We start from the raw sequence: 18344 nt of genomic DNA, 5'->3' as shown, positions 1-18344 counted from the left end.
GATCGAAGCCGTGAAGGGAAGTGGTGTTGGTTAAAAAATATTCAAATGGACACTCAATCGCTGTAGGGGGCATGCCCTAGCACAGCAACCGACGCTTGCAAGTGCGCCCACGCCACCGTTGCCGCAATGCACGACCAAAGGTTATCCCCAGCTTTTACTGCCCGTTTTGCCAAAAAATCGCAACGTTTATAACTCGTTCAGTTGTTACTTGTGCACACTCGCTGCACCACTTGTCACCGAACTGTCATGTCGGAACAATCCGGGGTAGGTGCCTGTATCCAAAATTTAAGTCAATGAAAAACATCGCTTTTTTTTACTGGTGAAAAAATCGTCAGTTTGAGCGCAGGCCCCGCTCCACAGGGCTTTGCGCGAGTTCAGGGGGGGTTGTCCACTGAGTTATCCACAGCTTCTGTGGATTGTCCCAAGCGCTTGCTCTAGCACGGGCGTGCCGGTTTTTTTCGGCTTTACCCGTACGAAAAAAGGAGTAGAGTGGCGCGCCTTCCGATCTGTCCCACAGTGCTTTATGAAGTTTCGCTCAGTATCAAATCCTGTTACCTCCACACCCTCTGGTGTTACCCCACCCAAACGTTTGTCGATGCGGGTGGCTGAGTGGTTGCTCGACAGCCCGCGGCTGGGAGACAGCCCCAGCGTCAAGCACTTGGCTGGTCGTTTGCTCAAACAACCGGCCCGTGAAGGTGTAGTGGCCGCGCAAAGTCGCCTCGGGCAGTTGATGTGCCGAGAATGCGGCAACGCCCGGGATCGACGCATCGGCCACGACCTGCTGCGCCAGGCCGCCCGGGCCGGCGATGATCGTGCCCGCCGGGCCCTCGGTGAAATCGAAGGCTGAAAACGAAGACTGCGCTGGGCAACCCCCAGCCGCTTGGTTAACCTTCGGGCTTTATTTGATCGGCAGGAATTGTCATGGCTATGGATTTGACCAGCCTGTTGTTTGGCCTGGCAGGTGCTGCGGTGCCGTTGCTGGCACTGGCCTGGCACTTGCAACGCCAAGCCGCCGCCGCGCAGACCGGGCTGGCCCTGCTGGAGGAGCGCCTGGTCACGGCCCACATGGCCCACGATGGCCTCAATGCCCAGCTCGATGCCTGCCGCGACGAAATCAGCGATCTGAGCCAGGCCAACGCCGCCAAGCAAGCCGAGCTTGCCGCGGCCTGCCGTGAGGTCGAATTGCTGCAGATCGAGCGCGACAATGCCCGGGATGCGGCCCACGCCTGGAACCTCGAGCGTGCCAACAAGGAAGCCGAGCTGCGCCGGCTCGATGCCCAGGCGGCGTCGTTGCAGGCCGAACTGCGCGAGCAGCAGGAAAGCCATCAGCAACGCCTGGATGACCTGCAAGGCTCGCGAGACGAGCTGCGGGCGCAGTTCGCCGAGCTTGCCGGGAAGATCTTTGACGAACGTGAGCAGCGCTTCGCCGAAACCAGCCAGCAACGCCTGGGCCAGTTGCTCGATCCGCTGAAGGAACGCATCCAGTCCTTCGAAAAACGCGTTGAAGAAAGTTACCAGGCCGAGGCCCGGGAACGTTTCTCCTTGGGCAAGGAACTGGAGCGCTTGCAACAACTGAACCTGCGCCTGAGCGACGAAGCCACCAACCTCACTCGGGCGCTCAAGGGCCAGAAGACCCAGGGTAACTGGGGCGAACTGATCCTGGAGCGGGTGCTTGAACATGCCGGCCTGGAGAAGGGCCGCGAGTATCAGACCCAGGTCAGCCTCAAGGGCCCGGACGGCGAGCGCTTCCAGCCGGACGTGTTGATTTATCTGCCGGGCGACAAGCAAGTGGTGGTCGATTCCAAGGTCAGCCTCACGGCCTATCAGCAGTACGTGGCCGCTGAAGATGACGCCATCGGCCAACTCGCCCTCAAGCAACATGTGGTGTCGTTGCGTGCCCATGTCAAAGGCTTGGCCGGCAAGGACTACAAGCGCCTGGACGGTTTGCACAGCCTGGATTTCGTGTTGCTGTTCGTGCCAATCGAAGCGGCGTTTTCCGCCGCCCTGCAAGCCGAGCCGAACCTGTTCCAGGAAGCCTTCGACCGCAACATCGTGATCGTCAGCCCGACCACGCTGCTGGCGACGCTACGGGTGATCGACAGCTTGTGGAAGCAGGAACGCCAGAGCCAGAACGCCCGGGAGATCGCCGAGCGGGCCGGGTGGCTGTATGACAAGTTCGTCCTGTTCATCCAGGACCTGGACGAGATCGGCAGTCGCTTGCAGCAGTTGGACAAAGCCTACAGTGCGGCGCGCAACAAACTGACAGAAGGGCGCGGCAACCTGATCAGCCGCAGCGAACAGCTCAAGCTGCTCGGCGCCCGGGCCAGCAAGAGTTTGCCTGCCGATTTGCTCGAGCGGGCGATGACGGATGCGGATGGATTGCCTGAGTTGCCGGAAGAAACCGCAAAAACCCAGGATTGATGAAACCCTTAGGCTTGATGCAAAACCCTGTGGCGAGGGAGCTTGCTCCCGCTGGGCTGCGCAGCAGCCCCTTTTTGTGAGTGCTGCGCACTCAAGCGGGAGCAAGCTCCCTCGCCACAGAGGCCACCTTACATCCCCCGAGTTCCCTACAACGGCAAATGCCGACTCAACAAAGCCCTCAGCGCCGCTGGCTTCACCGGCTTGGCCAGGTAATCCAGGCCCGCCGCATGCACCATGGCCACCGTCTCGGGGCGGCCATCGGCGCTGATCACCACCCCGGGTACCGGTTCCCCCATGCGCGTGCGCAACCAGGCCATCAGTTCGGTGCCGGTCTCGCCGTCGTCCAGATGAAAATCCACCAGCGCCAGTTGCGGTCGGCCGCCCTGGGCCAGCCAACGCTCGCATTCCTCGCGGTTGCGCGCGGTCCACACCTGGCAACCCCAGCGCGTCAGCAGGCTGTTCATGCCGATCAGGATGCTGTCTTCGTTATCGACGCACAGCACCTGCGCGCCGCTTGGCAAGTGACCGTTGGGTTCGGCCACGGGGCCCGGTACGACGGCCTGTGTCTGGGCCAAGGGCACGCTGACGCTGAACACGCTGCCGCGCCCCGGCCAGGAGCGTACGCGCAAGGTATGGCCCAGCACGCGGCACAGGCCGTCGGCGATGGCCAGGCCCAGGCCCAGGCCTTTTTCGGCGCGGGTCTGGTGGCTGTCCAGGCGCTTGAACTCTTCGAAAATGACTTGCAGCTTGTCCTCGGCGATCCCCGGCCCGCGATCCCAGACTTCCAGGCACAATTCGCCGTTGCGCCGGCGTACGCCCAGCAGCACCGGGCCCTTGGCGTAGCGGAAAGCGTTGGTCAGGAAGTTTTGCAAAATGCGCCGCAGCAGCTTGATGTCGCTGTCCACTCGCAACTTCGAGCCGCGAACCCGGAACTTCAAGCCTTGTTCCTGGGCCAGCGCCGTGAACTCCGCGCCGAGGGTATCGAGCAGATCGTTGAGGGCGAAGGGCTTGCGGTCGGGGTTGATCTTACCGTTTTCCAGGCGGGAGATATCCAGCAAATCGGTGATCAGGTCTTCAGCCGAGCGCAGTGAACTGTCCAGGTGTTGCACCAGTTGCCGGGCCTCGCTTGGCAAACCGTCGTGCTGGTGGGACAGTGCGGCGGAGAACAGGCGCGCGGCATTGAGCGGTTGCATCAGGTCGTGGCTGACCGCCGCCAGGAACCGGGTCTTGGACTGATAGGCCGCTTCGGCGGTGCTCTTGGCTTCGGTCAGGGCCAGGTTCAACTGCGACAGTTCCCGGGTGCGTTCCGCCACTCGTTGCTCCAGCCCTTCATTGGCTTCGGTCAGCGCCTGTGCGGCCTCACGGAAGGCGGTGATGTCGGTGAAACTCATGACGAAACCGCCACCGGGCATCGGGTTGCCGATCAGCTCGATGACCCGCCCGTTGGGGAACAGCCGTTCAGAGGTATGGGCTCGGCCCTGGCGCATCCAGTGCAGGCGCCTGGCGACATGGACTTCCGCTTCGCCCGGCCCGCAGAGGCCACGTTCGGCGTTGTAGCGGATGATGTCGGCAATGGGCCGGCCGACACTGATCAAGCCGTCCGGGTACTTGAACAGCTCCAGGTAGCGGCGGTTCCACGCCACCAACCTGAGGGACTGATCGACCACGCTGATGCCCTGGCTGATGTTCTCGATGGCGCCTTGCAACAGGGCGCGGTTGAACTGCAACACTTCCGACGCTTCGTCCGCGATCCGGACCACGTCTTCGAGCTGCATCTCCCGACCTTCGATGGCGGCTTTCACGACCGCGCGTGTCGAAGAGGCGCCGAGTACACCGGCCAGCAGGCGTTCGGTGTGGGCGATCCATTCGCTGTCGGCGTTCTGGTTCGGGTTGAAGCCTTTGCCCTGGCGGTAGGCGAAGCGAATGAAGCTTTGCCGCGCCCGCTCTTCGCCGACGAAACGTGCGGCCAGTTGCAACAGGTCTTCGATGTGCACCGCCAGCATCGAGCGCGGGTTGGGGCGGGCGCTGATTTCCTGGCCGATGAAGCGCCCGGCCTGCCAGTGTTCCGAGACGCGTGTGCGCGACAGCACCGACACCCAGGCGAACAGCGTGAAGTTGCCGGCCAGGGACAGGACCACCCCTTGGGTCAGCGGCGTGATCGGCAGGTTCAAGGGATTGCCGTGCAACCAGGCCAGCCCCGGGAAACTGCTGAGCGACCAGCCCAGGCTGTGGGCGGCAATCGGCAACACCAGGGTGTAGAACCACAGGAAGATCCCCGTGGCGAGGCCGGCGAACACGCCGCGGCGGTTGGCCTGTTTCCAGTACAGCGCGCCGAGCATGGCCGGGGCCAGTTGGGTCACGGCGGCGAAGGCGATCTGGCCGATGGTCGCCAGGCTCGCCGTCGAGCCCAGCAGCCGATAGCTGACATAGGCCAGCAACAGGATGACCACGATGCTGACCCGGCGCACCGAGAGCATCCACTGGCGGAACACTTCGAAAGGCCGTTCAGCGTTATTGCGACGCAACAACCAGGGCAGCAGCATGTCGTTGGAGACCATGGTCGACAGCGCCACGCTGGCCACGATCACCATGCCAGTGGCCGCCGAGGCGCCGCCGATGAACGCCAGTACCGCCAGGGCCGGATGAGCCTGGGCCAGCGGCAGGCTGATGACGAACGAGTCCGGCAGCACGGAACTGGGCAGCATCATTTGCCCGGCGAGGGCGATGGGCACCACGAACAGCGCGGCCAGGGCCAGGTAGGCAGGGAATACCCACTTGGCCAGGCGCAGGTCCTGAGGCTCGATGTTTTCCACCACGGTCACGTGGAACTGCCGCGGCAAGCAGATGATCGCCATCATCGCCACGCCGGTCTGCACCACCATGGACGGCCAGTTGATGGTTTCTTTCCAGTATTGCTCCAGGCGCGGGGCGAGCATCGCCTGATTGAACAGGTCGTCGAAACCGTCATACAGGCCGAAGGTCACGAAGGCGCCAACCGCCAGGAAGGCGAACAGCTTGACCAGGGATTCGAAGGCAATCGCCAGCACCATGCCACGGTGGTGTTCGGTGGCGTCCAGGTTGCGGGTGCCGAACACGATCGTGAACAGCGCCAGGATCAGCGAGACGATCAGCGCGGTGTCCTGGGCGCGGGTGCCCATGGCGTCGGCGCCGGCACCGATCAACAGGTTCACCCCGAGCACGATGCCCTTGAGCTGCAAGGCAATGTACGGCAGCACGCCCACCAGGCAGATCAGTGCGACCACCACCGCCAGGGATTGGGACTTGCCGTAGCGGGCGGCGATGAAGTCGGCGATGGAGGTGATGTTCTCCTGTTTGCTGATCATCACCATTTTTTGCAGGACCCACGGCGCCAGCACCAGCAGCAGGATCGGCCCGAGGTAGATCGGCAGGAATGACCAGAGCTGTTCGGCGGCCTGGCCCACGGCGCCGAAGAACGTCCAACTGGTGCAATACACCGCCAGCGACAGGCTATAGACCCAGGCCCGCACCCGTGGTGGCAGCGGTGTGCTGCGCCGGTCGCCGTAGAAGGCGATGGCGAACATGATGGCCATATAGGCCAGGGCGACGACGGCGATCAGCCCGCTGGACAACGACATGGAAACTCCCGGACAAAGACACCGGGACTTGAGCCCGGCAGGACAGTCTCGCATGCCCGCTCGGGTTCGTCAGTGTCGACCAAGGTCGAGGCGTGGTGGGGTGTCGCAGGTGAGGAGTGAGGTGTCTGGGTGGGCCTCATCGCGAGCAAGCTCGCTCCCACATTTGATCTGCTGTGAACACGAAATTTATGTTCGCCTAATACTCAGTGTGGGAGCGAGCTTGCTCGCGATGACGGTGTTACTGAGCCAACGCGATATCCAGTAATCGATACAACTCCTCGACCTCCAACGGCGCGGTGGCAAAGAGGATGCGAAATACTGTAGGCGCCACCACCAGGTTGATCAGCCGTTCGATACCTGGGTTGGATTCATCGGGGTAGCGATCCAGGATGATCTGCAGTTGACCGCTGATGATGCCCACGCAATGCCCCGGGGTGGCGCAGGCCTGGATGTCGCGCATCATGTTACGACCGGGCTCGGAACTCATTTCGTCCAGATACTGCTCGGCCCAGGCGCGCAGGTCGCCGCGCAGGCTGCCGGTGTTGGCCGGCTCGCCGTCGGGGCGCATGCGGGCGATGGCGACGTCGGCCAGCAGCGCCGGCAGATCGCCCCAGCGCCGGTAGATAGTGGACGGCGTGACCCCGGCGCGCGCAGCGATTTGCGGCACGGTCAGTGTGGCGCGGTCCTGCTCTTGCAGCAGGGCGCGGACCGCCGAATGAATCGATTCCTGGACCCGGGCGCTTCGGCCGCCGGGGCGTAAACCTTCTTTAATAGCCATGTGTCAGACCTTAACACAAAGAATTTGCTTTAAGCGCACACTGATAGCACACTCCGCAAAAGCAAAAAATTAGCTTTTGCGAATGTTCTTGTGGAGCGTGCCCATGTCCCGTCCAGCTTCGACCCGCGCCAGCCTGATTTTCCTGGCGCTTGCTTTGCTCGGTTTTCTCGCCGCGTCCAGCGCGCCGACGCCGTTGTATCACCTCTATCAGGAACAATTACAGTTTTCCCCGGCCGTTCTGACGATGATTTTCGGCGTGTACGCCTTCAGTCTACTGGCGGCCTTGCTGACCGTGGGGTCGCTGTCGGATTACCTGGGCCGCAAACCGGTGATTTTTGTGGCGTTGTTGCTCAACATATTGGCGATGCTGCTGTTCATCAGCGCCGACAGCGTCGCCTGGTTGATCAGTGCCCGGTTGATCCAGGGGTTCGCCACCGGCATGGCCACCAGTGTATTGGGTGCTGCTTTACTGGACTTCGACCGTCGCCAAGGCCCGTTGATCACCAGCGTTGCGCCGCTGTTGGGCATGGCGTGCGGGGCGCTGGGCTGTGGCCTGCTGGCCGAGTTCGCGCCGTTGCCGTTGCAACTGACCTACTGGCTGCTGCTGGGGTTGTTCCTGGCCCAGGCCGTTTACCTCTGGCGCTTGAAAGAAAGCGTCAGCCCGCAAACGGGTGCCTGGCAGTCCTTGCGTCCGACCTTGCACGTGCCACCCCAGGCGCGGCGAGCCTTGTGGCGTGTCCTGCCACTGGATCTGGCGGCCTGGGCCGTGGGCGGTTTCTACCTGTCACTGGCACCGTCGCTGGTGCGGGCGGCCACCGGATCGACCTCCAATCTGATCGGTGGCGCGCTGGTGGCGGTGTTGACCCTCAGCGGCGCGTCAGCCATCTACCTGTTGCGCAACCAGGAGGCCGACACCATGTTGCGCCCGTCCGCGAGCCTGTTGGTGATCGGCCTGGCATTGGTGCTGGTGGCGGTGCATGGCGCCAGCTTGCCGTTGTTCTTCGTCGGCACGCTGGTCACCGGTGGCGGTTTCGGTGCCGGGTTCCTGGGGGCGCTGCGCAGCATCATGCCGCTGGCGTTGCCCCACGAACGGGCCGGCTTGATGTCGGCGTTCTATGTCCTCAGTTACCTGGCCTTCAGCCTGCCGTCGCTGCTGGCGGGGAACCTGACGCGGGTGTTCGGCTTGATCCCGACGACCGATGGGTATGGCGCCGTGTTGATTGTGTTGTGTGTCGCCGCGCTGTTGGGGTTGCGGCAGTCGATCAAACCGCTCAGCGATGGCGTTCGGCCTTGAAACCAGGCATGCAGGTGCCGCAGGCAGTGGGTTAGTCTTGGCACCTCAGTCTTCTTCCGGACGGATCTCTTGAAAATCATCCGCAGTAAATCCTTCACCGGTGACCGTGCCTGGGCGGCGCTGGATATCGCCAACATGAACGGCATCACCACGCGCCTGCACTGGACCGATCAGCCTTATAAATGGCACATCAACGACGGCCAGGAAGTTTTCGTGGTGCTCGATGGGCAAGTGCAGATGTGCTATCGGGAAGACGGTGTCGAAAAGGCGACCTTGCTGGACGCCGGGGATATTTTCTACGCCTCGGTGGGCACCGAGCATGTGGCCAAGCCCTTGGGCGAAGCGAGAGTCCTGGTGATCGAGACTGAGGGCAGTGTCTGATGCCCCGAGTACGGGCCCGGAACGGGTGAGCAGCCTCGCATGCCCGCCGGAGGGCGTCGGTGTCGACCAAGGTCGAGGCACTGTCAGTTCCTACAGTTGCTGGACAAAAAATGCTGTGTTTTATTGATTTCGTTGTCGCCAGTACTCCCAACCAAGGCGGATGACAACTCAATCGTTGGACTCTAAGCGCGAGTCCGGAGCAGTGTTCACAGGTGTGGCCCATCGTAGACAGGTGGATCGCCGCCAAAGCATCGCCATTCTTCGTAGGGCGGCTTCAGTTTTACTGGGTAGTTTCGCGCGCAGGCTGTGGGTCTAGAAGTCTTTCTTCGGAGAACTTTCGATGCCACCGGATCTTCGCTCGTCTTCAGTTGCCCGGGGCTCGTTGGCGGCGACCATCATGTCGCAGCTGAATCCTTGTGCAAACGAAACAATCAATACCATTGTTGCGCAGGCGGGCTCGATCCTCGAGCTGGCGCGGCAGCACCCTGAGCGGTGGATTGCGCAAGGCTTGCGTATCGGGCAAGCGAGGGAGCTGCACGATCGCGCGGTGAGCGCGGCGATCTGGATTGCGCGGCAGTATCGCGAGCGCGAACTCAGAGGCGCAGATAGCCTGACCTATGATGTGCGCCGCGGTTTTGCCTCGCTCACGGATGGGCCGCGTTATGACAGGGAGTTTGACGAAGACTGGTCGAACATGGCCCGTCCGAATGCCATCGAAGCAAGAACCTCGCCGGTGGCCTATCTGGTCAGCCTCTACAGGAAGGCGTTGATGCTGGAGGAAGCTGGCGAGCAGGGTAACCGCTTCCGCCTGGAGGACCGGCGGCCGGATATTGCCACTGAGTTGATTGATTCTGCGGCGATGACGCGGGAGTGCTCGGTGTTATCGCTCTCGACGAAGATTCTCGAAGCCGCCCTTCTCGATGCGGCGCGATACTTGGAACCTGACACGGTCGAGGCGGACAGGGTGCTTGCAACGGCACGTTATCCATTGACCATGCCGTACGAGCATTGTGTCGAGCAGCTTCAAGTGATCCTGTCGCTGTTCGACTCGTCCGTTTCAGCGTTTGGCGAGCTGGCGCGCGCGACCGATCCGGATTTCCATTACTTCGCCGTTTCGGGCATGCAGACCGATCGCGGTGACGACACCTTCCTGTTGAGTCTGCCGATCGGCCCGGCGCGCCGTGAACTGCTTCTGGAAGCGCTGTTCAACGGTGCCCGGCCGGGAAACGAAGAAGAACTGGCGAACTTCTACTGGACGACCTATCGGGTCTATTCCAGGACGGCCTTGGAACACAGCGCGGAATTCTGTACGCGCACCGGGATAACGCGGGACGCGCTTGGCGGCTTGTTCGCCGTCAAGGAAGACCTGCCGGTCTTGTCCAGGCACGTGCCGGCGACGTTGGTTTCCTTGCAAGAGCCTGGCCCGCAGGATTTTGGCGCGGTCTATATCAATGGTGCGCAACACCCCGCCATCGACCTGGTGGCAGCACCTGATACGCCGATCTTCCAAGAGACAAACGACCCGGAGCCGGTGCCGCTCGATCCACCTGTCCAGTTGACCCACTTTACGGATGAGCGGGCTGACCGCATCCACCGGCTGATCCGGCTCAGCCGGTGGCTCGGGACCTCGTTCCGAGAGATGGACCAATTGATTGTCGCCGCCCATCACGCCGAGAAGGGACAGGGAGCGCCACAAATCACGCGCAACACGCTCAAGGCGCTTGGGGTTTTCTGTGAAATGCGCCTGCGTTTCGGTGTGAGTGCAGAAGACTTCGCCGCGTGGCTCGACAAAATATCGATTTTTGGCGCTGGCGAAGAGCTTGCCCAGTACGACCGAATATTTGTCAGCCATGGGCTTCTGGAGGTGCCCCTGGTTCTGGACAATTCGCCGTTCAGCGCTCGGATCGAGGACAACGCCGATGACCGCGGGCGAGAAACCGTCCAGGCGATTTGTGCGAGCCTTGGCTTGGATACGTCCGAGTTCACCTATATGGCCCGCGTGATCGCCAACAGCTATGACCCGCCGCAACTCAGACGCAGCCTGGAGATTCTCTCTTCCTTCTATCGCATCACCAGTATTGCCCGCTATCTGGAAGTGCCCCCGACAGTCCTGATCGGACTGGTACAGACCCTGGGCCAGTCGGGACCGATCTTGAAGCAGATCGCTGGCGTGCCTTCGGTCGAGGCGCTGCCGACGCTGGGTGCAACGGACTTTTCCGCAGCGCTGATGGCCGTCGTCGATTGCGTGCGATGGTGCCGCGACAAAGGTATCGACCTGGCGTGGTTCGTGCGGGCCATGCGCTCCAATACCACGGTGCCCGTGGCCAGTGACAGCGAGCGGCAACTGGTCGCTAGTCTGTATACGATGCTCGACAGCCTTCGGATCACCCATGAGGCCCTGGAGCAGGCCGGTGTTCCAGCCACCTTGGAGGCGGTGGCGACCACCGTCGGCATTGATTGGGTGGCAGCGCTGACGGACGTTATCGATGTACACGGGATTGTGCTCGATGGTGTCTCGGGTTCGGACACGGATTACGCGATGAGCGTGCGCAACATCGTCGCCGATGTGGTGGAAAAGATTGCCCAGCAGGGCGATTCGACCCATGTGGACGACCAGGGTGAGGCGCAGACGCGCAAGAATACGGTGGTGGAATCCGTGACTGCGGTCATTCTGCGGATGCGGGCTTCGCAGCGGGCGCTGGTCGAAGAGCACCTGGCCAGCTACCTGGCGATTTCCCCCGATCTTGTCCTGCCACTGATCGAGTGGGCTGACCAGAGCGTCTACGATATTTTGCGCTGGGTATGGGAAACCGAAGGTGTGGTCACCCCTGCCGTTTCGTTGCGGGCGATGGCCATGCGGTTGTTGAGCCCATCCGATCCGGTTGCGCAGCGTTTTCGTGCCGCGGCGCAGCAGCGGCAAGCGTTGCCCATGGACGAAGAAGACTTTGAAGACTGGAGCAATGTCGACGTCATGCTCCAGAAGCTGGGAAGCCTGCAACGGCTGGCCGATGTGGTTCGGCAGTTCGAACTCGATGGCGAAATGCTCAGTCGCCATGCCGCCAGCAGGCGGCAGTTGGAAGGCTGGCCGCAAGCGCCCGATCCGTTCGGCTTCGCACCAGGCCTGGACGCTACCGGCGCAGTTGCCCTGGCCACGCTGTATCACCTGCAGACGTATCGCGACATTACATCGCGGATGGACGCGTCCCCATCAGCATTGATGGACTATCTGTTGCTGGTCAACGATCCCCAGGCCTTTGATCCTGAGTTGATCGCCGAGAGCGAGGACTACGCCCGCCTCATGCAGGATGCCGCTGCCGTCAAGGTCGCAGAAATGCTGGGCGTCAGCGCGCGTGAGGTGCTGGAAGCCGCCCGCGTCATCACGCCCACGGGGGTGATTACCCAACTGAGCCAGTTCAATGGCTTCATCCGCATGTTGGAAATGGCCCGTACCAGCGAGCTGAGCATCCTGGCGCTGCATGAGCTGGGTGGGTTGCCGGTGTCCGCCAATACCGAAGATTACCGAAACGCCGTGCAATACGCGCTCGGCAGCCTCTACGCCGGTCGCTTGCAACGGGGCGGCTCTGGCAATGCCCCCGAGGTCGGCCAGGCGACAACCAGCGAAGCGTCGGTCGACCAGACCCGCCTGGTTGCCAACACGCTGAGTGCCGCCCCGCAAAAGGCGCGGGCACTGTATCGCTTGCTCGTGCGGGACTTGAGCGGCAAGCCGTTGGTCAACATCCGGGTGCGGTGGTCGCTGACCGGTCCTGGGTCGCTGGATGCCGATATTTCCCACACAGATGCGGACGGCGTGGTCGAGGTCACGCTGGTCACGGGCACCGAAATGGGCATCTCCACGGTTTTTGCGACCATCGGCCTCGACCAGCGCATTGCCATGCCCACGGTGACCATCGACTGCGACGAGGAAACGCTGGCCCTGCGTCAGCCGAAACCGGATGAAGAGGTCGCGCCCAAACTGGCCGGCCGTCGCGAGTCTTTCGAGTTGTCGGTGGTCTTGCGCGACCGCTACGGAAACTGGGGGCGGAACCGGCGGGTGCGCTGGGGCATCAGCGAAGGGCCGGGCCAGTTCAGGAAGGACACCACGGTTGCCGACGAAAATGGTGTGGCCCGTGCCCAGCTGTTCAGCAACGAGGAAGGGGTGACGAAGGTCCGGGCAAGCCTGGGCGAAGGTCTGGAGCTGGAAGGGTTTGCCGCGTTTCCCTTCATCGATGCACCTTTTATCGATACGAAACTCCACGGGCTGCGCTTCAAGGGGCCGAATGTGATGGGCATGGATGTGGCCATCGCGTGTCGCGTTCTCTCTCTGAGCGCCGTGGGCAAGCCCCAGGAGCAAGTCGCCTGGCGCGTGCAGTTCGCCGACGGCTCGAGTCATGAGCCCGAGGCGCCGGTTGTTTCCGATCCTGACGGATACGCCGTGCTCCAGTTGCCTTCGTCCGTCGTGAAGGAAGGGGTCATGAGCGTTCGCGCGACCCTGTTGCCTTCCCAGGCAGGGGATGACAGGGAGGAGGTCTTCGAGCAGGACATGGTCATTCTCCCCGAACCGCGGCTCGCCGCGACGTCACCTGCCATCGTGTCGGTGATTGCCCAGGCAGGTGAGGTGGTGCATCTGCGGGTACGGGTGGAGGCCCAGGCCGGTGACGGCACCGCGACGGACTTCAAGGGGGTGGCTGAATACCCCGTGCACTGGACCCTGGACGGTGACGAAAACGGGAAAGAGATACAAACCGACTCCGAAGGCATGGCGGTGTTTGCCGTGCCGATCGACGCGGCCGCAGAGCACGCCCTGGTGGCGACGCTGAGTGCCCACGCGGGGCAGTCCGTGACCTTCACGGTAAAAGTCCTAGCGGAACCGGATTGGCACTTCTCGTTGACGCCGATAGGTCAGCAGTCGAGCGAAGGCGAGCTGGACTCGCTGACGTTCATCGTAGGCAAGCGATACACCTTGACCCTTGAGGATACGTCCGATGCCGACATGACGGCGGGGCGCGAGATTGCCTTGACCTGGAGTGGCGTCAACCCCGTCGGCCAGGGGCTGGTGGCCACGCCGAGTTTCCTGCAGATGCGCCGGCTTCCCGAGGAAGGACGCCTGAGCTGGCAGATCGATTGCAGACAGCTGCCAGATCCCACGGCGGTGTTTTCCATTGGCGCGGTACTGCAAGGCACCCGCTACAGCCAGATTCTGCGGACGAAAATCCAAGAGGATGAGCCATCGTCCCGGTCAGGAATGAATGCCGGGAGGGTGCGGCGATGACCGATCTGAAGACGAAACTCGAAGCTTTAAGCAAGCAGCGCCAGGCCGCGCTCCTTGAATGCTATCTGGGCGCGGTGGCGGCCCGGGACGGCGATACCAATGTGCTGGCGGCCGCCGCTGATCTCGATGCCTATCACCTGTTCGACCACCATGTCGGCACGGCGCCGAAAACCTCTGCCGTGGGCGAGATGATCGCCAGTCTGCAGCGCTACATCCACGGCATCTACTCAGGCGACGAGCCTGGGTTCAGCCAGTCTTTCGATGAGCGCGAAGTCGACACTTGGCGCCAGTGGGAAAGCCGTTATGCGATCTGGGCCGGCGCGGAGAAACTGCAGAGCTATCCAGAGAACTATATCGATCCGCAACTGCGCATCGTCAAGTCACGGTTTTACGAACAGCTGGAAGGCGATCTTGCACAAGGGCGGCTCAATACCGAGCGTGCGCAATCGTCCGTTCTCGCCTATCTGGAAAGATTCGAGGATGTCGCCGATATCGATGTGCTCAACGGTTATATCGATGGGCCTTTCGTGGTGTCCGATTCAACGGTTTACCGGGCGGACTATTACTTTCTCGGGCGCAAGCGTGCCGACAATAAATATTACTGGCGCAAGGTCGCGATCGTGCTTGGCCAGGAGCAAACCCGCGTTCCTCCCAGTGCCTGGAGCGAATGGGAGCCTATCGAGGCCGGGATTGGCGATGCTTCGAGCGTACGCCTGACTTTTTTTGGTCACCGGCTTTATGTCTTCTGGGTGAGCAGGTCGTCCCTCAATGAAATCGGCGAGAGTCAGGGACTCAACTGGGATCTGTTCGATATTCGTTTTTCCTACCGCGGGTTGAGCGGCACTTGGGCGCCGTCCTCAACCGTTGACACGGTCATGCTCGAACGCGAACGCACGCCACCCGGCAAGCGCCACCGACGTGCACGTGCCGATGAAAGCCAGAGTGCTCTTCTGGCGATCACCAGCGACAGCGGGCTTACCAAAGAAGCGAAGCAGATGGTGCTCGGCATTATCCTGTCGACCGCCGATGGCGAGCGCACGACGTGCTATTACGCGTGGGATGAGTTGTTGAACCGCATCGGGCTTGCAGAAAAAGAGCAGCGCCATATTGACCGCTTACTCGCCCAGTATTCGCAGGAGGCGCTTGATCAAGGCCCATCCTACCTTCAGCGAGGCCTGCCGCAGTTGGGGGAAGAGGGGGATTACAAGGAATGGCCAGTCGAATCCATCCGAGTCAAAGGCAGTGCGCATCCGTCCCTGCTCACAGACTATCTGCGCCTTCGGGCAATGAATATCGCCGGAAAAAACCTGTCCGTCACAGTCGATAGCGCGCAGAAACTGCATGAGAAGTGGCTATCTCAGGCCGTGGTGCGAGTTCAACCCAATGACACGCAAACACAATCTTCGTTTTTTGATATCGATATGGTGTTCACCGCTTCGTCTTCTGAGCGCGACTACTACAACGTGAAACTTGATTTTTCGTCGTGGCGTGGTTCCACCGCGCGGATCGAGTTATTGAACGAGCAGGGGGCGGTGGGGCACCACGTGAATTTTGTGGGTGCCCCTCCCAGGTTTGGCACATTTTTTCCGGCAGTGGACAGGGAGGGGGTTTATAGCGATACATTCTTGCACATGGCGAACATGTCGGATGACGCTTACTACACCTTTGGAACCTGGCTGAAGGTTACGAGTGGCGGTAGTTCCGACTTTAAAATAAATGAATCCTTCACCCGGCGTGGCACCCAATGGGCAAATCCAGTGGCCATGCCGATCTGGGTAGGGGAAGACAAGACGCCCGCCGGTGAGCTGCCGCTCTTTCGATTCAATGGCGCGGCGTCGCATTTGAAAATACTCCCCTTGGCGAGCGTTTCCCAAATCATTGCCGTCGGGTTGGGGGAATACACAGACGATACCTGGAGCCAGGGCTATCAAGAATACGAAGTCAGGTTGAAGGCCCCGTCGCTCGACGGGCCGAGGATCGCCAGGGGACCCGAAAGCGCTCAAGGCCAGGCCGGTCAGTTTCTCGATTTTGGTCTGGAGTTCGGCGCAGACAAAACCGTCGACGCCATCCGCCTGAACACCACATTCGGTCGCGAACTGGTGGAACGGGCCGCGCTCTCCATCGACAGTTTGCTCTCCTGGGACAGCCAGCACACCGAAGAGCCGCCGCGCCCAGGGTCCGATGAGCCGGAGTTTCTCGACTTCCACGGGGCGAACGGACGCTATTTCTGGGAAATTTTCTTCCACCTTCCGCACCTGATAGCGGTACGGTTGCGTCACGAAATGAGCTACGAGGATGCGCTCGGCTGGCTGCACCATCTGTTCGATCCGTCCGCCAGGATCAATCCGGGACGCATCGAAACCACCGCCTACTGGCGCTCGCGTCCGCTGCTGATGGAGGGCGATCCAAGCTTTGAAGTGGCATCGCCCGCCGATCCGGATGCCATCGCCTACAGCAACCCGATCCACTATCGCAAACGGATCTTTCGCGACTATGTCGAAACCCTGATCGAATGGGGGGACTGGCTCTACAGGCAACTGACCCGCGACAGCCTGACCGAAGCCAAAATGCTCTACCTGCGGGCTGCACGCATGATGGGACCGGCCCCCGATGTGCGCGGGGCCTCCAACTGGACGCCTAAATCACTCAGTGAGCTGCAAGATGCACGAAACCTTGAGTGTTTCGACGCACTCGCCCCATTCCTGTCGGCCGATAGTCTGGTCAATCTACCTCTGACATCCGGTCGTGCACTATTGGCACCACTGCTGGACCATCCGGACTTCCACCCGGAAATCAACCGCGACCTTCTGGATGTCTGGGACACGCTGCAAGCCCGTTTGCACAACCTGAGGCATTACCTGACCCTCGACGGCAAGCCCATTGACCTGCCGCTCTACGACGCCCCCATCAACCCGAAGGACCTGATGCGCGCCCAGGCCGGTGGTGGTGGCTTCAACCTGCGGGACATACTGACGCCGCCGATCGTCCCGCCTTACCGCTTCATGGCCATCCTGCCCCGCGCGCAACAGGCGGTACAGACCCTGTGCCGGTTTGGCGATCAACTCCGGCAATACATGGAGCAGGCGGATCGCTGCGAGCAGGAAACCCTGCAACAGGAACATCTGATCGAGATGGGGGACTTCAGCCGCGAACTGCAGGCTGAGCTGAAGAGGCATGCCGATGTCACGCTCGAGGCCCTCAAGGCCTCTCGAGATGCGATCAACGTGCGGGAAAAATATTTCGAGGGGTTGATCTCCAAGGATCTCAACAGGGAAGAAATCGATGCGGCCAAGAGTCTGAAACAGGCAAAAACAAACACCTTACTTGCCGGACTCGTCAGCGCTGTGGGGCATGGGGCGGATGCTGCTCCCAATATTGTCGGGATGGCTACGGGGGGGATGAAGTTCAGTGGTGTGTTTCAGGCACCTGCGACAATGCTGGGCGCATACAGTCAAATAGAGTCGATCTGGAGCACCTTGCACGACCGCTACGGTTCGCAACAGCGCATGCGTGACGAATGGAACTTCCAACACAAGGCGGCGATCGCCGAGCGGGCAGCGCTGGACAAGCAACTGGAGGCCCAGAAAATCCAGATCCAGGCATCGGTGATCTCGCTCAACCAGCAGGTGCGCAGCATCGAGCAAGCCAGGGAAATGTACGCGTTCCTCACCCAGACCCGCACGTCCCGGGCCTCGCTCTACCGCTGGATGCAAAGCAAGATGGCCACGCTGTATTTCCAGACCTACGACGCGGTGACTGCCCTGTGCCTGTCGGTGCAGTCCTGTTGGCAATACGAAATCGGCGACTACGAAAGCCATTTCATTCTGCCCGGCGCCTGGGTCGACAGCCATCATGGTTTCACCGCCGGCGAGACCCTGACGCTGGGCCTGTTGCGCATGGAATCGGCCTTCATCCATCGTTATGAACGCCGGCTGACGATCAGGAAAATGGTTTCCTTGCGCGACTATTTCGCACCCGAAGCCTGGGCCGATAAACTTCAGGCGCTGCAGGACACCGGGAAACTCGACTTCAGCCTCGACAGCCGGTTCTACGACAGCGACTATCCCGGCCACTACCTGCGCCAGATCCGCCGTGTCTCGGTCACACTGCCGGCACTGCTCGGCCCTTATGAAACGGTCAGCATGACGCTGACGCAAATCTCCAGCAAGCTGCTGATCAAACCCGATCCTGGCGGTGCTCGCCATCTCTACGATCCGCAACACGCCGATGCCGATACCACCTACGTGCGCTACAACCTGCGGGCCCAGCCGCAGATCGCCGTTTCCGATGGCCTGGACGATGACGGCACCGGTTCGCGTTTCGCTTTCGACGAAGAGCGCTACGCGTCCTTCGAACGGACCGGCGCGATTTCCTCATGGCAGCTGGCTATTCCAAGGACGCTGCCAGGCCAGCAAGAGCGGCTCCTGGCGTCGTTGACCGACATCATCGTCCAGGTGGAATACACCGCCCTCGATGGCGGCCGCGACTTCGCTGCAACGATCGAAACGCTTTTGAACGAGACGGGGTTTCGCCAGTAGCACGCGGGCGCATGCCCCCGCGTTGACAGCTGGCACGCAGTCGCCC

8 protein-coding genes are annotated in these 18344 nt (G+C 61.5%); 6 read left to right on the top strand and 2 right to left on the bottom strand.

Annotated features, from left to right (window positions below; translation table 11 throughout):
• The first annotated feature begins 523 nt into the window (after positions 1-523).
• Positions 524-847 carry an SEL1-like repeat protein gene (locus BLO80_RS15205; RefSeq protein WP_092330416.1) on the top strand — a complete coding sequence of 108 codons (324 nt, stop codon included), beginning with the start codon at positions 524-526 and terminating at the stop codon, positions 845-847.
• A gap of 188 nt (positions 848-1035) precedes the next feature.
• The gene (rmuC, locus tag BLO80_RS15200; protein WP_175459508.1) at positions 1036-2421 is read left to right on the top strand and encodes a DNA recombination protein RmuC; all 1386 of its coding nucleotides are present in this window, start codon (positions 1036-1038) and stop codon (positions 2419-2421) included.
• Between the two features lie 146 nt (positions 2422-2567).
• Here the strand turns inward: rmuC and BLO80_RS15195 are convergent, their stop codons facing one another.
• Both BLO80_RS15195 and BLO80_RS15190 read right to left on the bottom strand, forming a co-directional pair.
• Positions 2568-6038: a hybrid sensor histidine kinase/response regulator gene (locus BLO80_RS15195; protein WP_092330411.1), complete on the bottom strand. Its 3471-nt coding sequence runs from the start codon at positions 6036-6038 to the stop codon at positions 2568-2570.
• Positions 6039-6276: 238 nt separating this feature from the next.
• Complete coding sequence (locus BLO80_RS15190; RefSeq protein WP_092330409.1) at positions 6277-6816, bottom strand: TetR/AcrR family transcriptional regulator; 540 nt, start codon at positions 6814-6816, stop codon at positions 6277-6279.
• 103 nt (positions 6817-6919) lie between these two features.
• Between BLO80_RS15190 and BLO80_RS15185 the strand changes: the two genes are divergently transcribed.
• The 4 genes from BLO80_RS15185 (at position 6920) to BLO80_RS15170 (ending at position 18298) form a co-directional block, all read left to right on the top strand.
• Entirely contained in the window at positions 6920-8110 is a 1191-nt protein-coding gene (locus tag BLO80_RS15185) for an MFS transporter (RefSeq protein ID WP_092330406.1), read from the top strand.
• Positions 8111-8179: 69 nt separating this feature from the next.
• On the top strand, positions 8180-8491 hold the full coding sequence (locus tag BLO80_RS15180; RefSeq protein ID WP_092330404.1) for a cupin domain-containing protein: 312 nt from the start codon (positions 8180-8182) through the stop codon (positions 8489-8491).
• Between the two features lie 397 nt (positions 8492-8888).
• Positions 8889-13760: a Tc toxin subunit A gene (locus tag BLO80_RS15175; RefSeq protein WP_175459505.1), complete on the top strand. Its 4872-nt coding sequence runs from the start codon at positions 8889-8891 to the stop codon at positions 13758-13760.
• A complete protein-coding gene (locus BLO80_RS15170) occupies positions 13757-18298 on the top strand; it encodes a Tc toxin subunit A-related protein (protein WP_092330398.1) in 4542 nt (1513 codons plus the stop codon). The genes BLO80_RS15175 and BLO80_RS15170 overlap by 4 nt, the downstream gene beginning before the upstream one ends.
• The last annotated feature ends 46 nt before the right edge of the window (positions 18299-18344 follow it).

Source organism: Pseudomonas sp. NFACC56-3 (genome assembly GCF_900100025.1).
Lineage (GTDB): Bacteria > Pseudomonadota > Gammaproteobacteria > Pseudomonadales > Pseudomonadaceae > Aquipseudomonas > Aquipseudomonas fluorescens_AA.
Note: the sequence above shows the minus strand (reverse complement) of the source record. Positions and strands in the feature narration are given on the sequence as shown.